This is a genomic window from Mycobacterium sp. AMU20-3851 (assembly GCF_043974665.1).
GTDB lineage: Bacteria > Actinomycetota > Actinomycetes > Mycobacteriales > Mycobacteriaceae > Mycobacterium.
On record NZ_CP146371.1, the window covers coordinates 4,879,841 to 4,903,296 of the forward strand.

At 65.8% G+C, this 23,456-nt stretch carries 19 protein-coding genes; 12 read left to right on the plus strand and 7 right to left on the minus strand.

What is annotated here, in order from left to right; all coding sequences use genetic code 11:
- Positions 1–222 precede the first annotated feature (222 nt).
- Genes V4U86_RS23295 through V4U86_RS23310 form a run of 4 tightly spaced genes read right to left on the minus strand, consistent with a single transcriptional unit; the run spans position 223 to position 6,742 of the window.
- A complete protein-coding gene (locus V4U86_RS23295; RefSeq protein ID WP_395308235.1) occupies positions 223–1,110 on the minus strand; it encodes an ROK family protein in 888 nt (295 codons plus the stop codon).
- The gene (locus V4U86_RS23300; protein ID WP_395308236.1) at positions 1,110–1,673 is read right to left on the minus strand and encodes a DUF7158 domain-containing protein; all 564 of its coding nucleotides are present in this window, start codon (positions 1,671–1,673) and stop codon (positions 1,110–1,112) included. The genes V4U86_RS23295 and V4U86_RS23300 overlap by 1 nt, the downstream gene beginning before the upstream one ends.
- Positions 1,670–5,779 carry an NEW3 domain-containing protein gene (locus tag V4U86_RS23305; RefSeq protein WP_395308237.1) on the minus strand — a complete coding sequence of 1,370 codons (4,110 nt, stop codon included), beginning with the start codon at positions 5,777–5,779 and terminating at the stop codon, positions 1,670–1,672. The genes V4U86_RS23300 and V4U86_RS23305 overlap by 4 nt, the downstream gene beginning before the upstream one ends.
- A gap of 9 nt (positions 5,780–5,788) precedes the next feature.
- Positions 5,789–6,742, minus strand: a complete 954-nt coding sequence (locus V4U86_RS23310; RefSeq protein WP_395308238.1) for a helix-turn-helix transcriptional regulator — start codon at positions 6,740–6,742, stop codon at positions 5,789–5,791.
- A 62-nt stretch (positions 6,743–6,804) separates the two neighbouring features.
- On the opposite strand from V4U86_RS23310, the gene V4U86_RS23315 reads away from it, so the two are divergent.
- Positions 6,805–7,320, plus strand: coding sequence for a DinB family protein (locus V4U86_RS23315; RefSeq protein ID WP_395308239.1), 516 nt, complete (start codon positions 6,805–6,807; stop codon positions 7,318–7,320).
- Position 7,321: 1 nt separating this feature from the next.
- Positions 7,322–7,924 (plus strand): DinB family protein, encoded by a 603-nt coding sequence (locus V4U86_RS23320; protein WP_395308240.1) that lies wholly within the window; start codon positions 7,322–7,324, stop codon positions 7,922–7,924.
- A gap of 354 nt (positions 7,925–8,278) precedes the next feature.
- Here the strand turns inward: V4U86_RS23320 and V4U86_RS23325 are convergent, their stop codons facing one another.
- On the minus strand, positions 8,279–8,872 hold the full coding sequence (locus tag V4U86_RS23325; RefSeq protein ID WP_395308241.1) for a TetR/AcrR family transcriptional regulator: 594 nt from the start codon (positions 8,870–8,872) through the stop codon (positions 8,279–8,281).
- Positions 8,873–8,966: 94 nt separating this feature from the next.
- On the opposite strand from V4U86_RS23325, the gene V4U86_RS23330 reads away from it, so the two are divergent.
- From V4U86_RS23330 to V4U86_RS23375, 10 genes are all read left to right on the plus strand, one after another.
- Complete coding sequence (locus V4U86_RS23330; RefSeq protein WP_395308242.1) at positions 8,967–9,959, plus strand: oxygenase MpaB family protein; 993 nt, start codon at positions 8,967–8,969, stop codon at positions 9,957–9,959.
- A 58-nt stretch (positions 9,960–10,017) separates the two neighbouring features.
- Positions 10,018–11,385 carry an ABC1 kinase family protein gene (locus V4U86_RS23335; protein ID WP_395308243.1) on the plus strand — a complete coding sequence of 456 codons (1,368 nt, stop codon included), beginning with the start codon at positions 10,018–10,020 and terminating at the stop codon, positions 11,383–11,385.
- Positions 11,382–12,278 carry an alpha/beta fold hydrolase gene (locus V4U86_RS23340; RefSeq protein WP_395308244.1) on the plus strand — a complete coding sequence of 299 codons (897 nt, stop codon included), beginning with the start codon at positions 11,382–11,384 and terminating at the stop codon, positions 12,276–12,278. Before V4U86_RS23335 ends, V4U86_RS23340 begins: the two co-directional genes overlap by 4 nt.
- Before the next feature lie 81 nt (positions 12,279–12,359).
- Positions 12,360–13,232, plus strand: a complete 873-nt coding sequence (locus V4U86_RS23345) for a cyclopropane mycolic acid synthase family methyltransferase (protein ID WP_395308245.1) — start codon at positions 12,360–12,362, stop codon at positions 13,230–13,232.
- A gap of 174 nt (positions 13,233–13,406) precedes the next feature.
- A complete protein-coding gene (locus V4U86_RS23350) occupies positions 13,407–14,291 on the plus strand; it encodes a cyclopropane mycolic acid synthase family methyltransferase (protein ID WP_395308246.1) in 885 nt (294 codons plus the stop codon).
- A 55-nt stretch (positions 14,292–14,346) separates the two neighbouring features.
- The gene (locus V4U86_RS23355; RefSeq protein ID WP_395308247.1) at positions 14,347–15,255 is read left to right on the plus strand and encodes an endonuclease/exonuclease/phosphatase family protein; all 909 of its coding nucleotides are present in this window, start codon (positions 14,347–14,349) and stop codon (positions 15,253–15,255) included.
- Positions 15,256–15,740: 485 nt separating this feature from the next.
- Positions 15,741–16,202 carry a hypothetical protein gene (locus tag V4U86_RS23360; protein ID WP_395308248.1) on the plus strand — a complete coding sequence of 154 codons (462 nt, stop codon included), beginning with the start codon at positions 15,741–15,743 and terminating at the stop codon, positions 16,200–16,202.
- Positions 16,203–16,915: 713 nt separating this feature from the next.
- Positions 16,916–17,386, plus strand: a complete 471-nt coding sequence (locus V4U86_RS23365; RefSeq protein ID WP_395308249.1) for a hypothetical protein — start codon at positions 16,916–16,918, stop codon at positions 17,384–17,386.
- Between the two features lie 216 nt (positions 17,387–17,602).
- A complete protein-coding gene (locus V4U86_RS23370; RefSeq protein WP_395308250.1) occupies positions 17,603–19,315 on the plus strand; it encodes a DUF4012 domain-containing protein in 1,713 nt (570 codons plus the stop codon).
- 79 nt (positions 19,316–19,394) lie between these two features.
- On the plus strand, positions 19,395–20,801 hold the full coding sequence (locus V4U86_RS23375; protein ID WP_395308251.1) for a polysaccharide biosynthesis tyrosine autokinase: 1,407 nt from the start codon (positions 19,395–19,397) through the stop codon (positions 20,799–20,801).
- A gap of 72 nt (positions 20,802–20,873) precedes the next feature.
- Here the strand turns inward: V4U86_RS23375 and V4U86_RS23380 are convergent, their stop codons facing one another.
- Together V4U86_RS23380 and V4U86_RS23385 are read right to left on the minus strand one after the other, a co-directional pair.
- Positions 20,874–21,890 (minus strand): NAD-dependent epimerase/dehydratase family protein, encoded by a 1,017-nt coding sequence (locus tag V4U86_RS23380; protein WP_395308252.1) that lies wholly within the window; start codon positions 21,888–21,890, stop codon positions 20,874–20,876.
- A gap of 170 nt (positions 21,891–22,060) precedes the next feature.
- Positions 22,061–23,290 carry a twin-arginine translocation signal domain-containing protein gene (locus tag V4U86_RS23385; protein WP_395308253.1) on the minus strand — a complete coding sequence of 410 codons (1,230 nt, stop codon included), beginning with the start codon at positions 23,288–23,290 and terminating at the stop codon, positions 22,061–22,063.
- Positions 23,291–23,456 lie beyond the last annotated feature (166 nt).

Sequence of the window (23,456 nt, forward strand, 5' to 3'; positions counted from 1 at the left end):
CTTCAACCGATTGCTCGGTGACCGACGGTCTTCGGTGGAACCCGGCAAGGATAGCGTGCCGCGGCCGCGCTGCCCAAATCCGTGCTCATCGCCCGCACCCGTGGTGCTCGCGAATGTGAAACGTCTGCGGGAAAACCGCGCGCAGGCCGCAGAGTATTCACGTTCGACAAACCAAAGCCGGGGCGCTTCCCCGGGAGGGACGCGCCAAGCCCGCCGTGCCCGTCAGGACCGGGCCAGCGCCGCGGCGCCGACCAACCCCGCGTCCCCGCCCAGTTCGGCCGGGACGATCCGCAGGCCGCGGATGAAGCTCAGCCCGGCGTAGCGGACCAGCGCCTCCCGCAGCGGGGCGAACAGCACCTCCCCCGCTTTGGCCACCCCGCCGCCGATCACCACCAGGTCCAGGTCGCATACCGCCGCGGTCGACGCGATCACCGCGGCCAGCGCCATCGTCCCCCGCCGAAACGCCGCGAGCGCGATCTCGTCGCCGGCCGCCGCCGCGGCCGCCAACTCCTTGGCGTCCGCCCCGACCCAGCCCTGTTGTTGCGCCCACCGGGTCATCCGCGGGCCGGAGGCGATCGTCTCCACGCAGCCCGTGCTGCCGCAGACGCAGAGTTCACCCGTGGGGTCGGCGACCATGTGCCCGACGTGGCCGGCGTTGCCGGTGCGTCCGTCATAGGGGGCGCCGTCGAGCACCAATCCCCCGCCGATGCCGGTGGAGACCACCATGCCGAGCAGGAACTGCGCGCCCCGCCCCGCGCCGTGGCGGTGCTCCCCGACTGCCATGCACACCCCGTCCCCACCCAGACGCACCGGCAGCCCGGTCAGCTCGGCCACCCGGTCCACAATCGGAAAGTTCTGCCAGACAGCGATATTGACCGGGCTGATGGTGCCGCTGTCCAGCTGCACCGGCCCGGCCGAGGCGATCCCGACCGCGCCCACCGGGGCGGCGGCCAGCGCCCGGCCGATGAGTTCGGCGGTCACCTGCCAGGCCGCCTCCCCCGATTGCTGCGGGGTCGGCTGCTGGAAGCGGTGCACCAGGGTGCCGTCATCGTCGACGACGGCAGCGGCGATCTTGGTGCCGCCGATGTCGAGGGCCAACGTAGCGGTCATCAGTGCCTGTGCGTGTTGTCGGGCTGACGGGGGTCGCCGGGGTGCTCATAACCCGGGGCCAGCTGCACCAGTTCGGCGCACCGCGCATCCAGCCACAGCCGGAAGGCCCGGCGCCGGGCAGCCGCGCGCAGGTGCTCGGCGATCAGTGGCCGCGCTTCGGCGAAGTCGAGCACCGCGGTGCGCCGCGCGGCGAACCGTCCCGGGTTGCGCCGGTGGTAGCCGACAATTTCCAGGTCGGTGACGTCCACCTCGGCGGTGACGCGGCCGAACACCGCCCGGCCGGCCGGGGTGGCCAGGACCGCCGCGGCGATGCTGCCGATCTCCAGCCGCGCGGCCATGTCCGGCAGCACCTCCGCCAAGGGCGGCCCCGCCCCGGCATCGGGTTCGGCGGCCACCACCCGCTCGGCCGTCACCAATTGGGTCAGCCAGCGCCGCAGCTGCCGCCCCTCGCTGCTGTCCGGCCGTGGCAGCGCCGACGCCATATTGCTTGCCCGCAGGGCCTTTTCCCGTTCGTCGATCTCGGCGACGGTCACGACCTGTCCGCCGACCAGCGCCGCGGTCACTTCACCACCACCGGCACCGCGGGCGAGTACACCAGCCGGCCAGCGCAGGCCACCCGGATCAGCGCCCACCACTGGCCCGGCGGCAGCCACGGCGGCGGCGCGGCCTCGAACTCGATGCGCACGCTGCCGCTCGCCGGCAGGTCGGCGCCGATCGCGTTCGGACCCAACCATTCCCAGGTTCCCCACGGGCTGATCAGGTGGGCTTCGACGGCCAGGTCGGCGCGGGCGTCGGTGCCGACGGTCACGCCGAACCGCGCGGTCTCACCGGCCCGGACCTGGACCGGACTCGGCTCGGCGATCAGGCTCAGCACCTCACCCGCGGTGTCGCCGACCTGCACGATGCAGACGTCCTCGACGACCTGGCGCCACGAGGTCGGGAGTGCGCCGCGGCCGTTGAGAACGAGTTCGACGCGGATCGGATACAGCCCGGGCGGCAACGCGTCCGGCATCGTGACGCTCACCTCGGTGTCCAGGTAGTCCCCGGGTGGCAGCACGAACGGCAGTTCATCAGTGTCCACAGTCCAGCCGGGTGGGCAGATCATCCGGACCCGGCCGTGTACGGCGGCGTCGGTGCAGTCGCTGGCGACGGTGAGCCGAAGCCGAACCGGCGCACCGGGATCGACACGGAGTCGATACGGATGCAGATGGGCCACCGCCGGCAAACCGCCCAGCGGAGCGGGGCCGCGGTTGTGCAGCCAGTACCGGGCGTACAACGGCTGCGCAGCCTCCGCTTCCGGGCCCAGCGCTTCGTTGTCGGCGTTGAGGATCTTGACCGCGTCCAGGTGCGTCAGCAGGGTGGCGATCTGATGGCCGTGCAGGGTGAACGCGGCGCCCTGGTCGAGGCGGTGTTCCAGTAGGTCCGCGGGCATCGGCGGCGCCACGGCGCTCAGCCCGGATCGGATCACGAATTGAGTGTCCCGGCCGTGTGTTTCGACGATGCGCAGGGCGACCGTGGCCGGGTCGACCCCGCGCACGCTGCCCGCCGCCAGCGGATTTCCCGCGGCCTTGAGCGCGGCGAGCGCCACGCTGCCGCCGTCGGAGTCGACGTCGAGCAGGGCACCGTGCGCGGGCAGGCCGTCGGTGCCGGCGCGCCGGTTCGGTACCGCCAGCAGGGGGTGTGAGAACGCCGCACTGCGATGCGGGACGTCACAGTCGCGCCAGTCCCCCTCGCCGGCGATGACCGCGTAGTCGAAGGTGTGCGTCCAATGCTGCAGCCCGAAGCCCGAACCGTCGGGCGCGGTGCGTCGCGGCGGGTCGATCCAGGTGCCCGACGGCCACCCGGTGCACGACCGCATCAGCGAGATGTGCAGGGTCCCGTCGGATTCGACCGCGAAACCGGGTACCCCGCGGTTGAAGACCGCCACCGTCGCCGGCTCGAAGGGTTCCAGCCCGGCCGGCGCGTCCTGTCCGACCGTGATCTCGGCGTCGGCGATGTCGTCGACCAGCGCGTCGACACCGCCGACGACGACGAGCACCGGCAACGCCCGGACCCCTTTGAGGTCCGCGCCGGGCACCCATTCGACGGCCAGCGGCGCCGCGGCCGGCACCCAGACCCGGGCCGCCCCGGTGGCACCGATCTGGCGGTCCAACTCCGCGCGGTGCTCCGGTGAGGTCGCCAATACCGCTGCGGTGAAGGCATTCTCGTCCGGGTGGCCGATGGCGATGCGGGCGTCGGGCAGGTTGGAGTCCACCGCGAGGTCGCCGTAACGGGGCCGCTCGGCGGTGCTGGCTGTGGCGGTGACCCCGGCGCGCACCAACGCCACCATCAGCGCGCGTTCGTCGAACCCTGCCCCGGGGGTGACCACCTCGGCGACCGAGATCGCGCGCGTCCCGGCTCCGATACGCACCCGCAGCGTGGAGGACAGTCCGAACCAGCCGTAGGCGGGGTTGTCCAGGGTCCACGGGTGCTGTGCGGCGTCCACCGCGGTCGCGCCCGCATGCAACAGCCCGAAGCCCCGGCCGATCACCGCGTCGCCGACCTCGCTGACCGGCATGGCACCGGGCACCGGGCACGGCCAGCGCACCCGCAGCAGTTTGTCCGCCCCGGTGAATTCGTCTATCACGGTGCGGCATTCGACGCGGTCGACGCCGTCCCACAGGGTCAGGGTCTGGGTATAACGCAGCACGCCGGGGATCTGCCCGGTGACCACCAGCCGCTGCCCCAGTTCACATTGCCACCCCTGCGCCGTGGCGGAGAACTCCGCGGAGCGGGTCAGCGGCCCTTTGGGCAGCAGGTGCCAGGGCCCCTCGCCGGCCTGCGGGTGCGCCGGGTACTCGTCGTAGACAACCAGTTCATTGCCGACCGTCCCGGCCGCGATGAGTTCGCGGCCGTCGACGATCAGTGAGCCCACGCCCCCGCCGCGGGCCGGGTCGACCGTCAGGGTGTGGGTCCGATTGGTGATGGTGGTCCCGTCGATCTCCCGCCAGCGCGAGCCCTCGGCGTCGGCGTCCCACTGGTAGCCCTGCCAGCCGAGTGACCCGATGCCGTCGACCCGCCAGGTGACGGTGTGGCCGTCGACCAGGGTGGGCAGCGCCCGGCCGGACATATCGCACACCGCACCGCTGAAGGGTTCGTCGGTGTGTGCGGTGACGATGTCGGTACGGCTGTGGGCCAACGGGTTCCACACCACGACTGGCGCCTCGACGGCTCCGGACAACAGCCGCAGCGCGTTGTCGCGGGCACCGTGGCCGATCTCCCAGGCGTCGCGCCAGCCGGTGAGCAGATCGAGATACACCTGGTCGGACTCCGATCCGGTGATCGCGTCGTGGTGTGCGCCGTAGGCCAGTTGCACCCAGGCCTTGGCCAGCGCGGCCTGCGGGTAGGTGGCCCCGCCCAGCACGCCGGCGAACACCGCGAACCGCTCGGCCTCCAACACCGCGTTCTCGGCCGCCCGGTTGGCCTGCTTGGTGTCGATGTAGGAGACGTCCTTGCCGGTATAGATCGGGTTCATGTCCCGGGTCTGCGCCGACGGCCGGATGGCGCGGTCCGCGCATTCGGCGCGCACGGCCGCGAAGAACTCCCGGGGCAGCGCGCAGATGAACCGCGGCCAGGTGTAGCGGGCGTTCCAGTCGCGGTGAATCTCGGTGACCCACTTGTTCGGTGGCGTGTAGTCGGTGCCGACCGGTAGCAGCACGTTGCGGGTCAGCGCCACCTTCTTCAGATCGGTGAACAGCTTGTGGGTCTCGGCTTCGGCTGCGGCCAGCGACGCCGCGGCGTCCATCCACCAGCCGCCGGCGTAGTGCGCGGGCATGTAGTGGGTGAGCAACCCGCGCCCGGACGGTGCGGTCCACTCGAATTCGCTGGCGAACTGCATGCGTTCGGGATCACCGCCGCCCGCCATCGGTCCCCACTGGTGGTGCGGGCCGCGGGCCCAGGAACTGGAGGTCAGTCCCGCGTCGGCGGCCATCCCGGGGAACTGCGGGTCGTGCCCGAACACGTCGAGCTGCCAGGCGGTGGCCGGGTCGCCCCCCAGCACATCGCGCTGAAAACCGATGCCGGCCACGAAGTTCCGGATCGCGGTCTCCGGACTGGTCAGGTTGGTGTTGGGCTCGTTGTAGGTGCCGCCCATGATCTCGATGCGGCCCTCGGCGATCAGTCGGCGCAGGTCGGCACGTTCCTCGGGGTGGGTGTCCCAGAACGGCTTGAGGTAGTCCACCTCGGCCAGCACGAACTTGTAGTCGGGGTCGCGGCGCGCCATCTCCAGGTGCGCGGTGACCAGATCGAAGCCGTTGGTCTGCCGGCACGCGCCCTGCGGCTCCTCGGTCCAGAGGCTGGTGTAGGCGGCCTGGGTGTTCCACCAGACCGGGTCGTAGTGGAAGTGGCTGATCATGAACATGGTCCAGCCGGGCTCAGCGTCGACGAAGGTGAAGGCCGTATCCCCGATCGCGGCCGCGCGCTGCCGGCCGGGTTGCGGGTCGCTGACCTGCATCGGCACCTCGACGGTGTCGGCGTCCGGTTGTGCGACCGCTTCGCCCAGCAGACCGGTGCCGGTGACCCGGACCGGGGTCGGCGCGGTGCAGCCGGTGTAGGTGATGCGGACCAGCTGCGCCGGTGCGTCCGGAGGCCCGACGAACAGGTCCGTCGACTCCACAGCGGTGACACGCATCCCCGAACCCTACGTTCGGGCCCCCGCCCTGCGGAGCCGTTCGGCGGCGGTGCGCACCGCGTCGGCGACCTCGGGTGGTTCGAGCACCTCGAATTCACAGCCCGGCATGGCCAGGTACAGCGCCATCTTGTCGGGGTCGTCGGCGCCGGTGGTCATGATGCAGGCGTCGGGGCCGTCCGGTTCGATCTGCACCGATGCCGCCGAGAAGGTCTGCGCCACAACATCGTGGGGTGCCCGATAGCGCACCCGGGCCACATACCGGTACGGCGAGCTGGAGATGGCCCGCTGCACGTACTGGGCGGCGTCGGGTGCCGGTCGCGGGACGAAGGTGCTACCCAGCGCGTGGACGTCGGCCATCCGGTCCAGGCGCAGGCTGCGCCAATCCTGCTTGTCGCGGTCGAAGGCCAGCAGGTACCAGCGTCGCCCGGTGGTCACCAGTTGGTAGGGCTCCAACCGCCGGTCGGTCCGGTTGCCACGGATGTCGGTGTACCGGGCGTTGACGTGCTCGCGGTCGCGGCAGGCCCGCGCCAGCGCCATCAGGACCTCGGGGTCGACGGGTACGTCGCGGCTGGTCGGGGCCAGCATGACCGTGCTGTCGTGGACGGCGGCGACCTGGGAGCGCAGCCGCGCCGGCATCACCTGGTCGAGTTTGGACAGCGCGCGGAGCGCGGATTCCCCCACCCCGGCGACGCTGCCGCCGGCGGCCAGCCGCAGGCAGACGGCCATGGCCACCGCTTCGTCGGGGTCCAGCAGCAGCGGGGGCAGCGCGGCGCCGGCGCCGAGTTGGTAGCCGCCGCCGTGCCCCTTGCTGGCCAGCACCGGATAGCCCAGTTCGCGCAGCCGGTCCACGTCGCGGCGCACGCTGCGGGTGGTGACCTCGAGGCGGTCGGCCAGTTCCTCGGAGGTCCAGACCCGGCGCGACTGCAGCAGGCCGAGCAGCTGCAACACCCTTGCCGTACTCATATCCACATCCTGCCGCACTCATAGGACCAAATCTGTCCTATATGGCTGTCAGGCTTGGTGTCATGAACAGCGAACTGCTCGCCGACCAGCTGAGTTTCCACTGGGAACACCAGCTGCGACCGCGGCTCGAGGGCCTCACCGACGACGAATACTTCTGGCAGCCGGTCGACGAGTGCTGGACCGTGCACCCCGACGGTGGCGTGGACTTCGAGTATCCGCCGCCGGAGCCGGCGCCGTTCACCACCATCGCCTGGCGGTTGGCGCACGTGATCATCGGTGTTCTGGCGATGCGCAGCCATTCGCATTTCGGCGGACCGGCCGCGGACTACCAGAGTTGGCCGTACGCCACCGACGCCGCGACCGCGCTGCGCCAGCTCGACATCGAGTACGAACGCTGGACGACCGGGGTGCGGGGCCTGTCAGATGACGACCTGGCCCGCCCCTGCGGGCCGGCCGAAGGGCCCTATGCCGACTATCCGATGTTCGCACTGGTGCTGCACATCAACCGGGAGGTCATCCACCACGGTGCCGAAATCTGTTTGTTGCGAGACCTGTACACCCACATGAAGGAGAACTGACATGCCCGCCATGCCCCCGCCGATCGCCGACGAGCGCGCCGGACTCAAGGAATACATCGCCGCCCAGCAGTACGCCTTCCACGCGATCGCGTTCGGCCTCACCGACGAACAGGCACGCTCCGCCCCCTCGGTGAGCACACTGTCCATCGGAGGGCTGATCAAGCACGTCACGAACTGCCAGCGTGGCTGGATGGAAAGGGTGGCCGCGGCCCCGGAGCTCACCGAGAGCGACAAGCGCCCGATGGAGGACCAGGCCGCCGATTACGGCGACGAGTTCGTGATGCGCGAGGACGAGACGCTGGCCGGCATCCTGGCGGCCTTCGACGAGCAGAACGCGGAGACGATCCGGCTGATCGGAACCGCGGATCTCGGTGCGGCAGTGCCGGTTCCGCCCGGAGTGCCGTGGTTCCCGAAGGACATCGCGGCGTGGTCGGTGCGCTGGGTGATCTTCCACATGATCGAGGAGCTCGCGCGCCACGCCGGACAGGGCGACATCGTCCGGGAGAGCATCGACGGCGCCACGCTCTATGAATTACTGGCCGGCCTGGAGGACTGGGAGCCGACGCCGTGGCTGACCCCGTGGGGCAAGCAGCCGGTGGCTTAGCGCGGCGCCGGTGTCTCCCGATACGGCGATCATGCGCTGAGCTACCTCGGCGGGGGTCGCCCTGACAGTGCTAGGGCGAGATCGACGTGAGGGCTGTTGATTCTCGCAAATGGTCCGGCTGCACAGCCCTCAGGTCGAACTCGAGCCGAGTTCGACCTGAGGGTCGCCGGGATCGACCGGGGACGGAAACTGGCGACCCTGCGATCGATGTCGACCTAGGGTGCGTAGCGCGGTATCCCCGAAGCCAGCGGACCGCGTCCGCGATTCACAGACACAGTCATTTCGCGCCGCTCGGCGAATGACCTTTCGGAAAGGGAGACCCCAGAAAAAGCCCGGGGGTGACTCGGGGCAGGCTCAGCGGAAGAAGCGCAGCGCATCGCTGACGACGGCGTCCAGGTCATCCCCCAGCGCACCGGAGAGCCACTGCTGAGCCAGCTCGGCCATCGCCCCGGTGAACATCGCAGCGCCGACACGGCTGGTCACCGGGTCCGAGCCCGGATGCAGCCGCGAGCCCTCCTCCAGCACGGCGGCCAGCAGCGCGTCCTGCAGGGCGGCGCGACGCGCGGTGAGCACCGGGTTGGTGCGGGCGTCGGTGAACAGCACCCGGCCGCGGCGCGGGTCCGCGGAACTGAAGCCGAGCACCGCGGCGATGCCGGCGCGGGTCCGCGCGGTCGGCGAATCCCCCGCGGTGGTCATCGCCGCATCCACCGAGGAGCCGAGTTCGCCGGCCACCTTGTCGAACACCGCACCGAGCAGTTCGCCTGTGTTGGTGAAGCTTTCGTAGAAATAGCGGGTGTTCATCCCGCATTCCCGGCACACCGACCGCACGGTCAACGCGGATTCACCGCCGTCGCCGAACAACGCGAAGGCAGCGTCGACGAGTAACCCGCGGCGTTCGGCGCGCCGGTCGTCGAGGGGCACACCCGCCCACCGGGTCGGACTCGACATCCGCCCAGGATAGAACTGGTCACGGTCGTACCCAAAATGTATTCTGGCTACAGACGTGACCAGAAGGACGAAAACCAGATTGAGGGGTTCCGGCGTGGACATGCCGCACCAGGTGCTCGAGCAGATGCTGCAGCGCAAGTTCGACAAGGACGTGCGCCGGCATTACTTCAAAGGCATGGAGTTCGCCGGCCCAGAGGGCGACCCGGGCTGGTTCGGGCCCGGCAGTGCGGTCTGGCACGTGCACTCGCATACCGAGGCGCTGATCTTCGGCCTGCAGTGTGCCGCCTACATCGAGCGCCTCGACCCGTCCATCTACTGGATGGGCATGCACCACTCCCGGCTGGTCAAGCGCGACCCGAAGACCGGTACCGCCGAGCCGGTCATCGACCCGAAGGGCGCCGCCGTGCGACTCGGGCATTCCATCGCCTTCTTCATCGGCACCGCCTACGGCAACACCGAGACCGCCGAGCGGGTGTCGCGCACGGTCCGCTCCATGCACCACACGATCAAAGGCACCCGCCCCGACGGCGCGGTGTACGACGCCGACGACCCGGATTGGCTGCGCTGGAACTACGCCACCGTGGTGTGGGGACTGGCCACCGCACACGAGATCTATCACCCCAACCCGTTGCGCGGGAAGAAACTGGACCGCTATTACGGCGAATTCGTGCGGGTCGGGCACGCGCTCGGCGGGACCGATCTGCCCACCACCAAGGCCGAGACGCTGGACTGCCTGCGCTCCTACCTGCCGCGCCTGGCGCTGACCCACGGGGCGGCCATGGCCACCGGGTCGAATCTGCCGATGCCGCAGAGCGCGGTGGACTGGGCCATCCGCGACACCATGCCCAAGTGGGCGAAGCAGCTGATCGGGCACACCGACCCCAACCCCATCGAGCGGGCGGCCCGGCGTGCCATGGTGTGGTCGATCATCAACGGTCTGCACACCGCGGCGGGCACCACGACGGAGTTCCGCCAAGCCCAGGCCCGGGTGGCCAACGGCACCACCTGCGACCACACCGAGCCGACATATGTGCTGGGTAGCGACCCGGAACTGAGCCGCTCCCAGGTCGAACACAGCTTCGCATGAGTGTGACGCAGCGCACACTTGTTTTTGGCCGCACCTCGGCCTTTGAGACACTGCACAGATGAGTTCCACGCCGAAAACCAAGCACCGCGAGCCTGCCAGGCTGGACCGGGTGCCGTTGCCGGTCGAGGCGGCCCGCATCGGTGCCACCGGGTGGCAGATCACCCGCACCGGAGCCCGCGTAGTCGGCAACATCATGGGCAAGGGTTCGCTGCAGCAGAAGATTGCCAGACAGGTCCCCAAGACCTTCGCCGACCTGGGCCCCACCTACGTCAAGTTCGGGCAGATCATCGCGTCCAGCCCGGGCGCATTCGGCGAGCCGCTGAGTCGGGAGTTCCGCAGCCTGCTGGACCGGGTACCGCCGGCAGACAAGGCCGAGGTGCACAAGCTGTTCGTCGAAGAGCTCGGCGCCAGGCCGGAGAAACTGTTCAAGTCCTTCGACGACAAGCCGTTCGCGTCGGCCTCCATCGCGCAGGTGCACTACGCGACACTGCATTCCGGCGAGGAAGTGGTGGTCAAGATCCAGCGGCCCGGCATCCGCCGGCGCGTCGCCGCGGATCTGCAGATCCTCAAGCGCGGTGCCCGGCTCGTCGAGTTCGCCAAACTGGGACAACGCCTCTCCGCGCAGGATGTGGTCGCCGACTTCGCCGACAATCTCGCCGAGGAACTGGACTTCCGGCTCGAAGCGCAGTCGATGGATGGCTGGGTCGCGCATATGCACGCCTCTCCGCTCGGCGCCAACATCCGTGTGCCGCAGGTCTATTGGGACCTGACCAGTGAGCGGGTGCTCACCATGGAACGTATCCAGGGCACCCGGATCGACGATGTCGCCACCATCCGCAAGAAGGGCTTCGACGGCGAGAACCTGGTGAAGGCCTTGCTGTTCAGCGTGTTCGAAGGCGGGTTGCGGCACGGCCTGTTCCACGGTGACCTGCACGCCGGCAACCTCTACGTCGACGACGACGGCAAGATCGTGTTCTTCGACTTCGGCATCATGGGCCGTATCGATCCGCGCACCCGGTGGCTGCTGCGCGAACTGGTGTACGCGCTGCTGGTCAAGAAGGATCACGCGGCCGCAGGCAAGATCGTCGTCATGATGGGCGCGGTCGGCACCGTCAAACCCGCAGCGCAGGCCGCCAAGGACCTGGAGCGCTTCGCCACCCCGCTGACCATGTCCGCCCTCGGCGACATGAGTTACGCCGAGATCGGAAAGCAACTTTCGGCGCTGGCCGACGCCTACGACGTGAAGCTGCCCCGCGAGCTGGTGCTCATCGGCAAGCAGTTCCTTTACGTCGAGCGCTACATGAAGCTACTGGCGCCGCGCTGGCAGATGATGAGCGATCCGCAACTGACCGGCTACTTCGCCAACTTCATGGTCGAGGTCAGCCGGGACCACAAGTCCGGCGACGAATCGGCACCGACCGAATGAAGGTGCGTACCGGCGTCGCGAAGTCCGGGAACCTGGACATCGTGTACGAGGATTTCGGCAACGAGGGTGACCCGCCGGTCCTGCTGATCATGGGTCTCGGCGCCCAACTCCTGCTGTGGCGCAAGGGGTTCTGCGAGAAGCTGGTCGACCAGGGGCTGCGCGTCATCCGGTTCGACAACCGCGACGTGGGGCTGTCGTCGAAACTGCCCGGCGCACACAGCGGGGCCGCGCTGGCACCCCGGATGGCGCGCTCGCTCATCGGCGTCAAGAGTCCCGCGGCCTACACCCTGGAGGACATGGCCGATGATGCGGCCGCCCTGCTCGACCATCTCGGGCTGGACCGCACACACATCGTCGGCGGTTCGATGGGCGGGATGATCGCCCAGGTGTTCGCGGCCCGGCACGCCGCGCGGACCCGCTCGCTGGGGGTGATCTTCTCCTCCAACAATCGGGCCCTGCTGCCGCCGCCCGGCCCCCGGCAGTTGCTCGCGCTGTTGCAGAAGCCCACTGACACCACCCCGGACGCCATCATCGCCAACAGCATCCGGGTCTCCCGGATCATCGGCAGCCCCGGGTACCCGGCGTCCGAGGACAAAGTGCGCGCCGACGCGCTGGAAAGCTACGAGCGGTCCTACTACCCGGCCGGGGTCGGCCGGCACTTCGCCGCCATCCTGGGCAGCGGCAGCCTGCGCCCCTACAACCGGGCGACCACCGCCCCGACGGTGGTCATCCACGGCAAGGCGGACAAGCTGATGCGTCCGTCCGGGGGCCGCGCGATTGCGCGGGCCATTCCCGGAGCAAGGCTGGTGCTGTTCGACGGGATGGGCCACGAACTGCCTGAAGCGTTGTGGGACGACATCGTCGGCGAACTGAAGTCCAACTTCTCCGCGTAGGCCGCGCAGTAGGCGTAGCATCCCGCGCAAGCCCGATCAGCGTGGATCGGGATGTGAATCAAGGTCGCCGTGGGGGCGCGAATGACCGACCGCAAAACCAAGCTGACACCGCATTTCGAGGACGTACAGGCGCACTACGACCTGTCCGACGAGTTCTTCGCACTGTTCCTGGATCCGACCCGGACCTACAGCTGTGCCTACTTCGAGCGCGATGACATGACGCTGGAGCAGGCCCAACTGGCCAAGATCGACCTGTCGCTGGGCAAGCTGGGCCTGCAACCGGGTATGACGCTGCTCGACATCGGGTGCGGCTGGGGCGCGACGATGATGCGCGCAGTGCAACTCTACGACGTCAACGTCATCGGGCTGACGTTGAGCGAGAATCAGAAGGCATACGTGGAGGGCGAGTTCGCCCGCTCGGACAGCCCGCGCCAGAAACGCATCCTGCTCAAGGGTTGGGAGGAGTTCGACGAGCCCGTCGACCGGATTGTGTCGATCGGCGCCTTCGAACACTTCGGCTTCGAACGTTATGACGCATTCTTCGCCATGGCGCACAGCGTCTTACCGGATGACGGCGTCATGCTGCTACACACAATTTGCGGCAAGACGTTTCAGCAGCTGATCGACGAGGGTATTCCGCTGACGTTCGAAGTTGCCAGATTCGTCAAGTTCATCCTGACCGAGATCTTCCCGGGCGGCCGGCTGCCCTCGATCGAGAAAGTGGAGGAGCACGCCACCCCCGCCGGCTTCACCATCACGCGGCGCCAGTCGCTGCGGTTCCACTACGCACGTACTCTGGACCACTGGGCCGAGGCGCTAGAGTCTCATAGAGACGAGGCCATCGCCGTCCAGTCAGAAGAGGTCTACGAGCGCTACATGCGCTATCTGACTGGGTGCGCGAATGGTTTCCGAGTGGGCTATATCGACGTCAACCAGTTCACGATGACGAAGTAGTTCGACAACTAAAAGAAACGCTCCGCGCCGGGTCTAGACACGGCCCACGCCGGATAGATGACACGCTGCGGGCATCCCGTAGGAATGGCATTACTGCGGGTAGGGTTCCGCGTCAAGTGGACGCCAGAAACATGGTGGACACCGCAGTGCACGATCGAGAGGGCAAGCACTTTCATGTCTGACAACTCAACCGGCACTGCGGAGATGCGACCGCATTTCGAAGAGATCCAGGCACACTACGACCTGTCCGACGACTTCTTCGGCGTCTTCCAGGATCCGACCCGCAAATACAGCTGCGCCTACTTCACCGGCCCCAGCGTCACGTTGTCGGAGGCTCAGATCGCCAACGTCGACCAGCACCTGGATGCACTCGACCTCAAGCCCGGGATGACGCTACTCGAGGTCGGCTGCGGCTGGGGTCTGACGCTGCAGCGGGCACGGGAAAAGTATGACGTCAACGTCATCGGGCTCACGCTCAGTAAGAACCAGAAGGCGTACTGCGATCAACTGCTCAGCGGGGTCGACAGTGACCGCACGTTCGACGTCCGACTGGAGGGTTGGGAGCAGTTCCACTCCCCCGTCGACCGCATCGTCTCCATCGAGGCCATCGAGCACTTCGGGTTCGAGCGCTTCGATGACTTCTTCAAGAACAGCTACGACATCCTGCCCGCGGACGGCCGGATGACCATCCAGAGCAGCTGCGGGTATCACCCCGACGATCTGCGGGCGCGCGGTAAGAAGCTGACGTTCGAACTGGCCCGGTTCGCGAAGTTCATGGGCGAGGTGATCTTCCCCGGCGGGCGCATCCCGAGCACGCAGATGTTGGTGGATCACGGCGTCAAGGCCGGCTTCACCGTCCCTGAACCGCTGTCGCTGCGTAACCACTACATCAAGACCCTCGGCATCTGGGCCGCACGCCTGGAGCACAACAAAGAGCAGGCGATCGCCGCCGCCGGCGAGCAGCACTACAACGACTACATGCGGTACCTGACCGGGTGCCAGTACTACTACCTCGACGAGGCACTCGACGTCAGCCTGGTCACCTACATCAAGCAGTAGTTCTTCTGTTGCACGACAGCGGCTTTACCCTTTGCCGGGTTGTCCGCTGATGCTCGTGGCGGGGTGGCTGCTGTCGTTTCTCTCCGCGGGCGCGTTGACGGCGCGCCAGTTGGCGGCGGTCAATCGCTGGGTGGTGGCCACCGCGGCACTGTCTCCGTATCTGATGCCGGCAGCTCCGGTGGCGGCGTTGGTGTTCGCGCTGTCCAGGCACTGGGTGCCGGCCGCGGCAGCGGTGGCACTGACGGTCACGGCGGTGGCTGCGCACCTGCCCTGGTACATCGGTGGCCGCCAAGCCGAGCCCGGGGCCACCGTGCGGTTCGTGACGGCAAATCTATATCTCGGTAGGGCCCAGCCCGCCGCGGTGGCCACGATGGCGCTCGAGAGTGCCGACATAGTGGCCGTGCAGGAGCTGACCGACGAGCTGTCGGCGGCGCTATCCCCCTTGCTGGCAGAGGATTTCCCGTTCTCGCTTTTGCGGCCGCGCGACAACGCCGCCGGCGTGGGGCTGTGGAGCCGGTTCCCGATCATCGACTCCGGCAGCGATGAGAGTTTCAGCCGGGGCTTCATCCATGCACGGGTACGGACACCCGAGGCCGAGGTGACTGTGGTGTCCACTCATATGCCGCCACCGCGTTCGGCTTTCACGTCGTGGCGCGAGGACATCCGCCGGTTGGGACGCGCGCTGCGCACCGTCGCGGCCACCGGGCCGGTGATCGTGGGCAGTGACCTCAATGCCACTCCCGACGTCCGCGAATTCCGGCAGCTGCTGCACGACGGGTACCGCGACGGCGCGGCGCAGGCCAACGCCGGGCTGACCATGACCTATCCGTGCCATACTCCGCTCCCACCGTTCCTGGCCGTCGACCACATCCTGACCCGGGATGCGACGGCGACGTCGGTGCGCACGGTGTCCGTCGCCGGGTCTGATCACCTGGCATTGGCGGCCACCGTGGTGCTGCACTGAGTGGCGCCAACGCTTTTCGCCAGTGGGCCATTTCGGTTTCGCGCTACGTCGTTGTCTGCAGATGGGTGCAGTGGTGGCGCACGTTGACAGCAACGTCAATAACTGGCGCCGGTGCGGCCCGCACCATCGCCCACGTGGACGATTGCCGCCAGCGTCGCGGTGATTCGAGCGGAGCCCTGCGCCCATCCGAGTAGCCCCAGTACCTGCATTAATAGGCACATACGTAAATACAGCAAAGGATGGCGCACTTCAGGCCGACGACGCGAGGGCGGCCAGCGAACAACCTGCGGACGCCGCATTCACGCACCGGTCGGCGATTTCCAGCGAAGACGATGCCCTTGCGGAAGGAAAAATCGGCGTAGCCGCCAAACGCTCCGCGCGCCGGCCAGCGCGCCCAGAACTACCGCCTGAACTGCACAGATGTGTTGACAGGCGCGCAGGAGTCTGTGATGCTTTCCCCACATTTCGGCAATTGAGGGAGACAGATGTCCGCCGTCGCTCGGAGAATCAACGTCGGCCTGGCCACCGGCGCCATGGCCGCTGCAGCAACCTTCCTGCCGACGTCGGTGGCCAACGCCGACACCGAAGCCCCCTCCATCAGCTCCCTTGGCTCCCAGATCGGATCGGCCCAGTGTGAGCCGACGGCCACGACCTCGTGCGCACCCGTCGGCCTGCCCAGTGCCGCCGCGGTACAGGCGGCGGCCTCGGACCCGGGCTTCCCCGACAATCTCATCCAGAACAAGCTGTGGTGGCTCGGCCGTGCGAACGACAAGCCCCGCTCCACCATTCTGGAGTTCACGCCACTCAGCCTGGTGCCCGACTTCTTCAAGCCGGCATTCAGCTGGTTCACCGCCAAGTGGGATCTCGAAGTCTGCGTCTTCGGCCTGACCGCCACGCTCGGTCCGTACGGCACCACCAAGCTGTCCGTCGGCCGGGGCTGCAACTGATCCCGATAACTCCCACTGAATCCCGCACCGCTTGCAGCGGTGCGGGATTCACTCTTTCGCGCGGGCCTTCTTGAGTCGGCCGGCCGGAATCAAAGACCGCCACCACGACGCACGCCGACCTCCGTAGGACTGACAGTGCCCGGGCGGGCAGAGCGCGCACTCAGATCCTGAGCGATAGTGCTCGTGCGCGGCGCGTTCATGACCGCACTGACATCTCTCGCTGGGCACGTGCTGAATGTACGCCGTCCGCGGGCGGGCGCCACGAGAGCACCGCCCGGAGTTGTTGTAGCGACGGCAGGCGAACCGGCCCTACCCGCAGTCCTGAATCAACAGCAACGTCAATATTTGTCGACTGCAGGATGGGATGTTCGCCGAGACACAAACGTGGTTACGAACTCGATCAAACCGGTTAGCCCACCTACCAGCGCAGACCTCCAAAAAATGGCACGGCCACATGATTCCCGCAACCTACGCGACAGGAACTGCCGCCAGCGAACAACTAACGGCGCCGTTGATTCAGCAATTTACGGCACGGCAGTCCAGTTCCCCTTGGCTTTCCGTGCGCAAATTCCCCGACCACATTGCATCCATATGAACAATTGGTTTCGTCCAATTTCCGACGAAACATGGGCCGCTAGCTGCGACGATGTGTTGACAGGCACCGGCGCCTCTGGGATGCTTTTCACAACTTCAGGTCGATACAGGGGGACTAAATGTCTGCTTTAGCTCGCAAGATCAACATCGGTATAGCGGCCGGCGCCATGGCCGCCGCAGCAACGCTCACACCCGTAACGGTGGCACATGCTCAGCCCGTGCCGGTGCCCGCTGGCGTTGTCGGCGGCCAGATAGGCCAAGCCGACGACACGGACTGCGTCACGGTCAGCGGCACCCCCTGCGCCACCTCCTTCGCGCCATCCGCAGTCGGTGCCACCTCCACCCCCGGCAGCGTCGTCCGGAGCATCTTCCAGAACGACCTCTGGTGGATCGGCAAGGCCAACCCCAACCCGCCGGAGCGGTCCGAAGTCCTCGTGTTCACTCCGCTCAGCTTGGTGCCCGGGTTCCTCAAGCCGGCGTACAGCTGGTTCACCCAGAACCTCAACTTCGAGGCCTGCTTCATGGGTGCCTCTGTGAAGGTCGGGCCCTACGGCACCACGAGCCTCTCCGTCGGACGAGGCTGCAACTAATTTGAGCCCTGCACTGAATTGACGTCGCCGGCGCGGATCCGTTGTTCGGGTCCGCGCCGTCTGATTTGGAAAGCGCGCTGAGTGCCGATATTCAAACGTGTCGATGATGACGAGCATGACCCCACAACTGACGATCGCGGTGAGAGACCCGCAGGAATCAGTGCGACACTGAAACGGCATCGCCGTTCGATACTGCTGGGGGGCGCAATTGCCCTCGTGGTGATAGCCGCCTTCATCGGCTGGCTCGCCAAGAGCGGCCTCGACGCCAAAGCCGGCCTCGAAGAGGCGCGCAGCAATGCACAGCAGGCGAAACAGGCTCTCCAGCAAGGAAAGTCCGAGGACGCTTCGCGCTTCGCGGACCATGCCCAGTATCACGCGCAGCAGGCCAGCGACGCCACGCACTCACTCCCGTGGTCTGTCGCTTCAGCTATTCCCTGGCTGGGCAGCCCATTCGAGACCGGCCAACAGATCTCGGACGTCGTGCTCGGACTCGCCAGCGACGTGCTGAAGCCCGCAGCAGAAGCCGGCACGGCGTTGTCTCCGGACCGCCTCGTAGACGGCAGTCGCGTGGACGTGCAACTGCTACGCAATGAGGAACCCAACCTGAGCAAGCTGTCGGAGGCGGCAACGAGCCTCAATGCACAGGCTCAGGCCATTTCCGACCCGCGATTCGTGTCGCTGCTCGCCGACGCCCGCTCACAGCTCCAAGACCAGACGGCGGAAATTACCGGGCTGCTGGACAATACGGCGCTGGCAGCGCGTCTGGCACCCCCGATGATGGGTGCCGACGGCCCCCGGACGTACTTCATGGCCTTCCAGACCAACGCGGAAGCGCGTGGCACCGGCGGCATGCTGGGCGGATTCGGAGTCCTGCGGTTCGAGAACGGCACCGGGACCGCCGACACATTGGGCGCCAACACCGAACTCGACAAACAGTTCACCCCCATCGACCTGGGTACCGAATTCCAGGAGAGCTACGGGTATGCCAACCCCTTCGGTGACTTCCGCAACAGCAACCTGAGTTCGCACTTCCCCTACGCCGCCCAGATCTGGAAGTCCATGTGGGCCCAGCAGACGGGCATGAACGTCGACGGCGTCATCGCACTCGACCCATTTGCCCTCAGCTACATGTTGGGAGCGGTCGGCCCGGTGGCGATGCCCGACGGCGAGAAGATCACCAAGGACAATGTCGTCGAACTGACCGAGTCCACGGCATACACCCGCTTCCCCACCGATCAGGTCGCTCGCAAGCAGTATCTACAGGACATTGCCGGTGAAGTGGTCAAGAAGATGACGACTTCGGTCGGGTCGCCGCGGGCACTGCTGGACGGGCTCGGTAAAGCCGTCAGCGAAGGCCGGATTGCGGTATGGAGTTCGGTGCCTGCCGAACAGGAACTGCTTGAGCGGACTCCATTGGCACACATCGTCCCAGACGATGCAGCGCCGTACGCGGAAGTGGTCATCAACAATCTCGGCGGCAACAAGATGGATTACTACCTAGAGCGCGAAATCGAGTACGTTGCCGACCGTTGTGACTCAGATACGAGGATGTCCACCATCACAGTGCGTTTGAAGAACGCCGCGCCAGGTGGCTCGCTACCTGAGTACGTGGCCAGCGCAGGCGGACTCAGCCCGGAGATCCCCGTAGAGTTACCAAGCGGGACGATGGTCACCTCAGTACGCCTGCTCGGCACCGCAGGCGCCAAGCTTGAGAGCGCGCTGTCCAACGGCGAAAAGGTTGCGGTCATCACGGGGAAAGAACGGAACCATCCCACCTTTGAGATTCAGGTGGCCATTCCACCCGGCCAGTCCGGCGAGTTGACCTTCAGGCTGTCCGAGCCGACCTCGCCGGGTTCGGCGCGTGTGCCGATTCAGCCTTTAGTGGACAAGGTATCGCCTGTGGTGTCGGTGCCGTCATGTGCGGGCTGAATCCCTGGCAGAGATGGCAATCAGTAGTGTCAAGTGAACGTTCATGTGGCCCAGTCAATCGGCAGCGGAGGGGCAGAATTTGAATCTGCAGGACTTTTTTAAACTGCTGCGTACCCGATGGATGATCGTCTGTGTCACTCTCTTGGTCACGCTGCTGGCAGCCATCGTGTCGACGCTGCTGACCACGCCTCTTTACCAGGCATCCACGAGACTGTTCGTGTCGGCCTCCGCGGGCGCAACACTTTCCGAGACCTATCAAGGCAACCGGTTCTCGCAGGAGCGTGTCATCTCATACACGCAGCTACTCGAGGGCCAGAGCGTCGCGCAGCGCACGATCGACAAGCTCGGACTCGACATGTCAGCGAGTGAGCTCGCGAACAACGTCGAAGCCACGGCAAAACGGGACACGGTGCTGATTTCTGTGCAGGTTCTCGATCCCTCTCCCGTTCAGGCTCGCGACATCGCGAACACTCTGTCAGACGAGTTCGTCGCGATGGTGCGGGAATTGGAGACACCGGAGGATGGCTCAAGTCCCGACTCACGAGTCGTTGTAGAGCAAAGAGCCTCGATTCCCGAGAGTCCGGTCGTCCCCAAGACAGCGCGCACCATCGGCATTGGCATCGTGCTCGGCCTCGTTCTCGGTGTCGGCCTGGCGATAGGGCGGGACCTTCTCGACAACACCGTGAAGGAGAAGAACGAGCTCGAAGCGATCACCGGGACGGGCGTGGTCGGAACCATCCCTCTGGACAAGGAACGCCGTAAACACCCGGCCATTTCGTTCGATAGCGATAATTCCTCTATTGCCGAGGCATTCCGCAAGCTTCGTACGAACTTGCAGTTCTTGGCAGTGGACAATCCACCTCGAGTCATCGTCGTCACCAGTTCGGTTCCGAGCGAGGGCAAGTCCACCACCGCAATCAACATCGCGCTCGCACTGGCCGAGGCCGAGAACAACGTCGTGCTGGTTGACGGTGACATGCGCCGCCCATCGCTGCACAAGTATCTCGACCTTGTCGCTCCCGTCGGATTCAGCACTGTGCTCAGCGGTCAGACCACGTTGGAGGATGCCTTGCAGCCGACACGCTTCAATGGACTGACAGTCCTCACCGCCGGCACTATTCCGCCCAATCCGAGTGAGCTTCTAGGATCGCAAGCAACCAAGAAGCTGCTGGCGGAACTACGGGGGAAGTTCGACTACGTCATCGTGGACTCGACGCCGTTATTGGCGGTCACCGATGCCGCGATCTTGGCAGCCAGTTCCGACGGGGTGTTGGTGATGGCACGATTCGGGAGTACGAAGCGCGAACAGCTCACCCACGCGGTGGATAGCCTAAGCGGTGTTGGCGCACCATTGCTCGGAGCTGTATTCACCATGACCCCTCTCCGCGGCGGTTCCGCTTACGGGTACACGTACAGCTACTACGGAGAAGACAGCGACAGGAAGCGCTCGCCGAATCACGCGAAGAAGCAAGAACCAAGGCCGTAGTCGCCCCCAGACCGCCCGCCTACGCGCAATCAACGTCTGTGACTGCGCCGGGGCGGGCGGTCTGCGTTCGGTTCAGCCGATGTTGCGGTAGTCGCGGTACCAGTCCACGAAAGCACGCACCCCGTCGTCAATAGATGTCGACGGTTCAAATCCAGTTAGCGCCTTGAGCAGCCGTGCGTCGGCGTACGTGGCATGCACATCGCCCTTCTGCATCGGCAGAAAGGCCTTTTGCGCTTCGAGGCCCAAATGCTTCTCGATTGTCTCGATGAACGTCATCAATCCCACGGGCTGGCCGCCAGCGATGTTCACGGATCGCCATGGGGCAAGAGGGGATATCGAATCAACGACGTCCTCAGACCTCACCGGATTCCCCTCCACCGGTGGGCTTTCGATGAGCAGAGTGATCCCCTTGATCAGGTCGTCGATGTAGGTGAAATCCCTCCGCATCTTTCCCTCACCGTAAACGTCGATCGGTTCCTTTGTGACCAGGATTTTTTCAACGAACTTGAACAGCGCCATATCAGGCCGTCCCCATGGCCCGTACACCGTGAAGAACCGAAAACACGTCGTGGGGATCTTGAAAAGATGTGCGTAAGAATGCGACATCGCTTCGCCCGACTTCTTGGTTGCGGCGTACAACGACACCGGGAAGTCAGCTCGTTCAGCTTCGCTGAACGGCATCTTCTCGTTACCTCCGTACACAGAAGACGTTGAGGCGAACAGCAGATGTCGGGGCGGCGTCTTTCTAGCTGCTTCAAGCAGATTGAACGTCCCTACTATATTCGAATCGACGTAGGCCTGCGGGTTCTCCAGGCTGTACCGCACGCCTGCCTGAGCGGCCAGGTGCACAATGACTTCTGGGGATTGCATGGAGACAGTGCCGTCCAATGCCACCATGTCTTCCAACATCGCCTCGACCGCCGTGAAGCGCTCGAATCGCCCGAGAATTTCCAACCGGGCACGCTTCAGTTCGACATCGTAATAGGGCGTCACGCCGTCGTACCCGACTACTTCATGTCCGTCTCGAAGAAGTTGACGCGCAAGATGGAAACCGATGAATCCAGCCGTGCCGGTGATGAATACGCGCATAGACCTCGACCTCTTCTCACGAGAGCACCCCGGCAGTTGGCTAAGCCGAGCCGTTCTTAGCAGGCGCCAAACCCCAAGAGAGAGCGGCGCATCTCACCACACAATCCTAACCGCCAACAGCACGACGAACACCGCATAGCGCATGCGGTGATCTGGCGGGTTCGAGTAAGTCAGGGCGAGTCCGCCGCTGGGATGCACCGCACCCCACCCCCGTAACAGTCCACGGAATCGTCAACCACCAGCGGATCGAACTCCGCGCGGTTCAATCCCGCACCGCTGAAGCATCCGACAAAGACCAGAAGCGGTAGTTTCACATCGTTCGAATGGTCGATGTGCGCACCGTAGCGCTGAGCCGTGAAGTCGCCAGAATGGCCAAATACTGTGACCGTGCCACAACGAGAATGGGGTACGTATTTCAAAGAGGGCCCGGGAAACCCGCCGCAATCGATTGTGTAGTAGTCGCCAATCCTCGCTCCCCCGGCTCCAGCTACGGCAATGTCGCCTGCACTTCCGAAGTTCACCACGCCACGAAGGGAATTCACCGGCTCGGCGCCTTCGTTGGTATTGCAATCGATGAACTTTCCGAACCCGAATCCGTTCCGCTGCCCCCCGCCTTCCCTGAAACGATTCTGAACGGCGGCAAGGTCAAATCCTTTCGCTTCGACTAGTTCAACGAAGCAGTCGTTGGCCGAGCCTGTGTAGTACAGGGCGTGACGGGCACGCGTGGTTGTGTTGACAGCGCGAAGTGACCGGCCCCGAAGGTTCGATCCCGAGCAGGTCACTCCGTAGGAGCCTGGTTCAGCCTTACTATCACCAGCCTCGAACACACCGATCGATCCGAACTCGACGTTGTCTGCATGCGCTACGTGCAAACCTACGCGGTATCCGAATACCTCGATCTCGTCGATCCAGGTGCCGGCGGCATCCCAATGACTACCCGCCAGGTCGGTGAGGGTGGAGTCCACGCCGATCGTGATCGCGCGGTTCAAGCCGTCGCCTTCGGTATCGAACGGTCCGATCATGCCGAAGTTGATCCACTGCGTGTTGGTCGTGCCAGCCACCACCGATATGTGGCGATCACGACTCCTATCAGTTATCAAATACGAAAGCCGACTTCCACTGCCTATCAACCCGCTTCCCTCGACATCCGTGTGCAAACTTCCGGCGTAATAATAGAGACCCGGAGGAATCACTACCGGATTTCCTGTGGTGAGAGCCGCATTGATGGCGTCTGTATTGTCTGTACCGGCCATTCGGCCCGTAGCCGGATGGTAGGTCCCGTCGGCAACCGCGCCGAAATCGGACAGGCTTTTCCACGACGTCGGGAAGGTCGCGTACGCTGCCGCACCCAGACCGGCCGCTGCGCAGCCGGATAGGAAACCTCTCCGAGTCAATGCCATTGGCGGACCTTCCTAAATCAGGTGTCGACTTACATGGCCACTCTCAGTCGACCAAGGGCGTCACCTCACAAGTCGAGCCCTGCAGCGGCGCCGCAGGACAGGACGGCGATCACATCCGCAACTGCCCACGCCGAGAGAATCCCGGCGCTGCTAGCCCTCGTCAGGG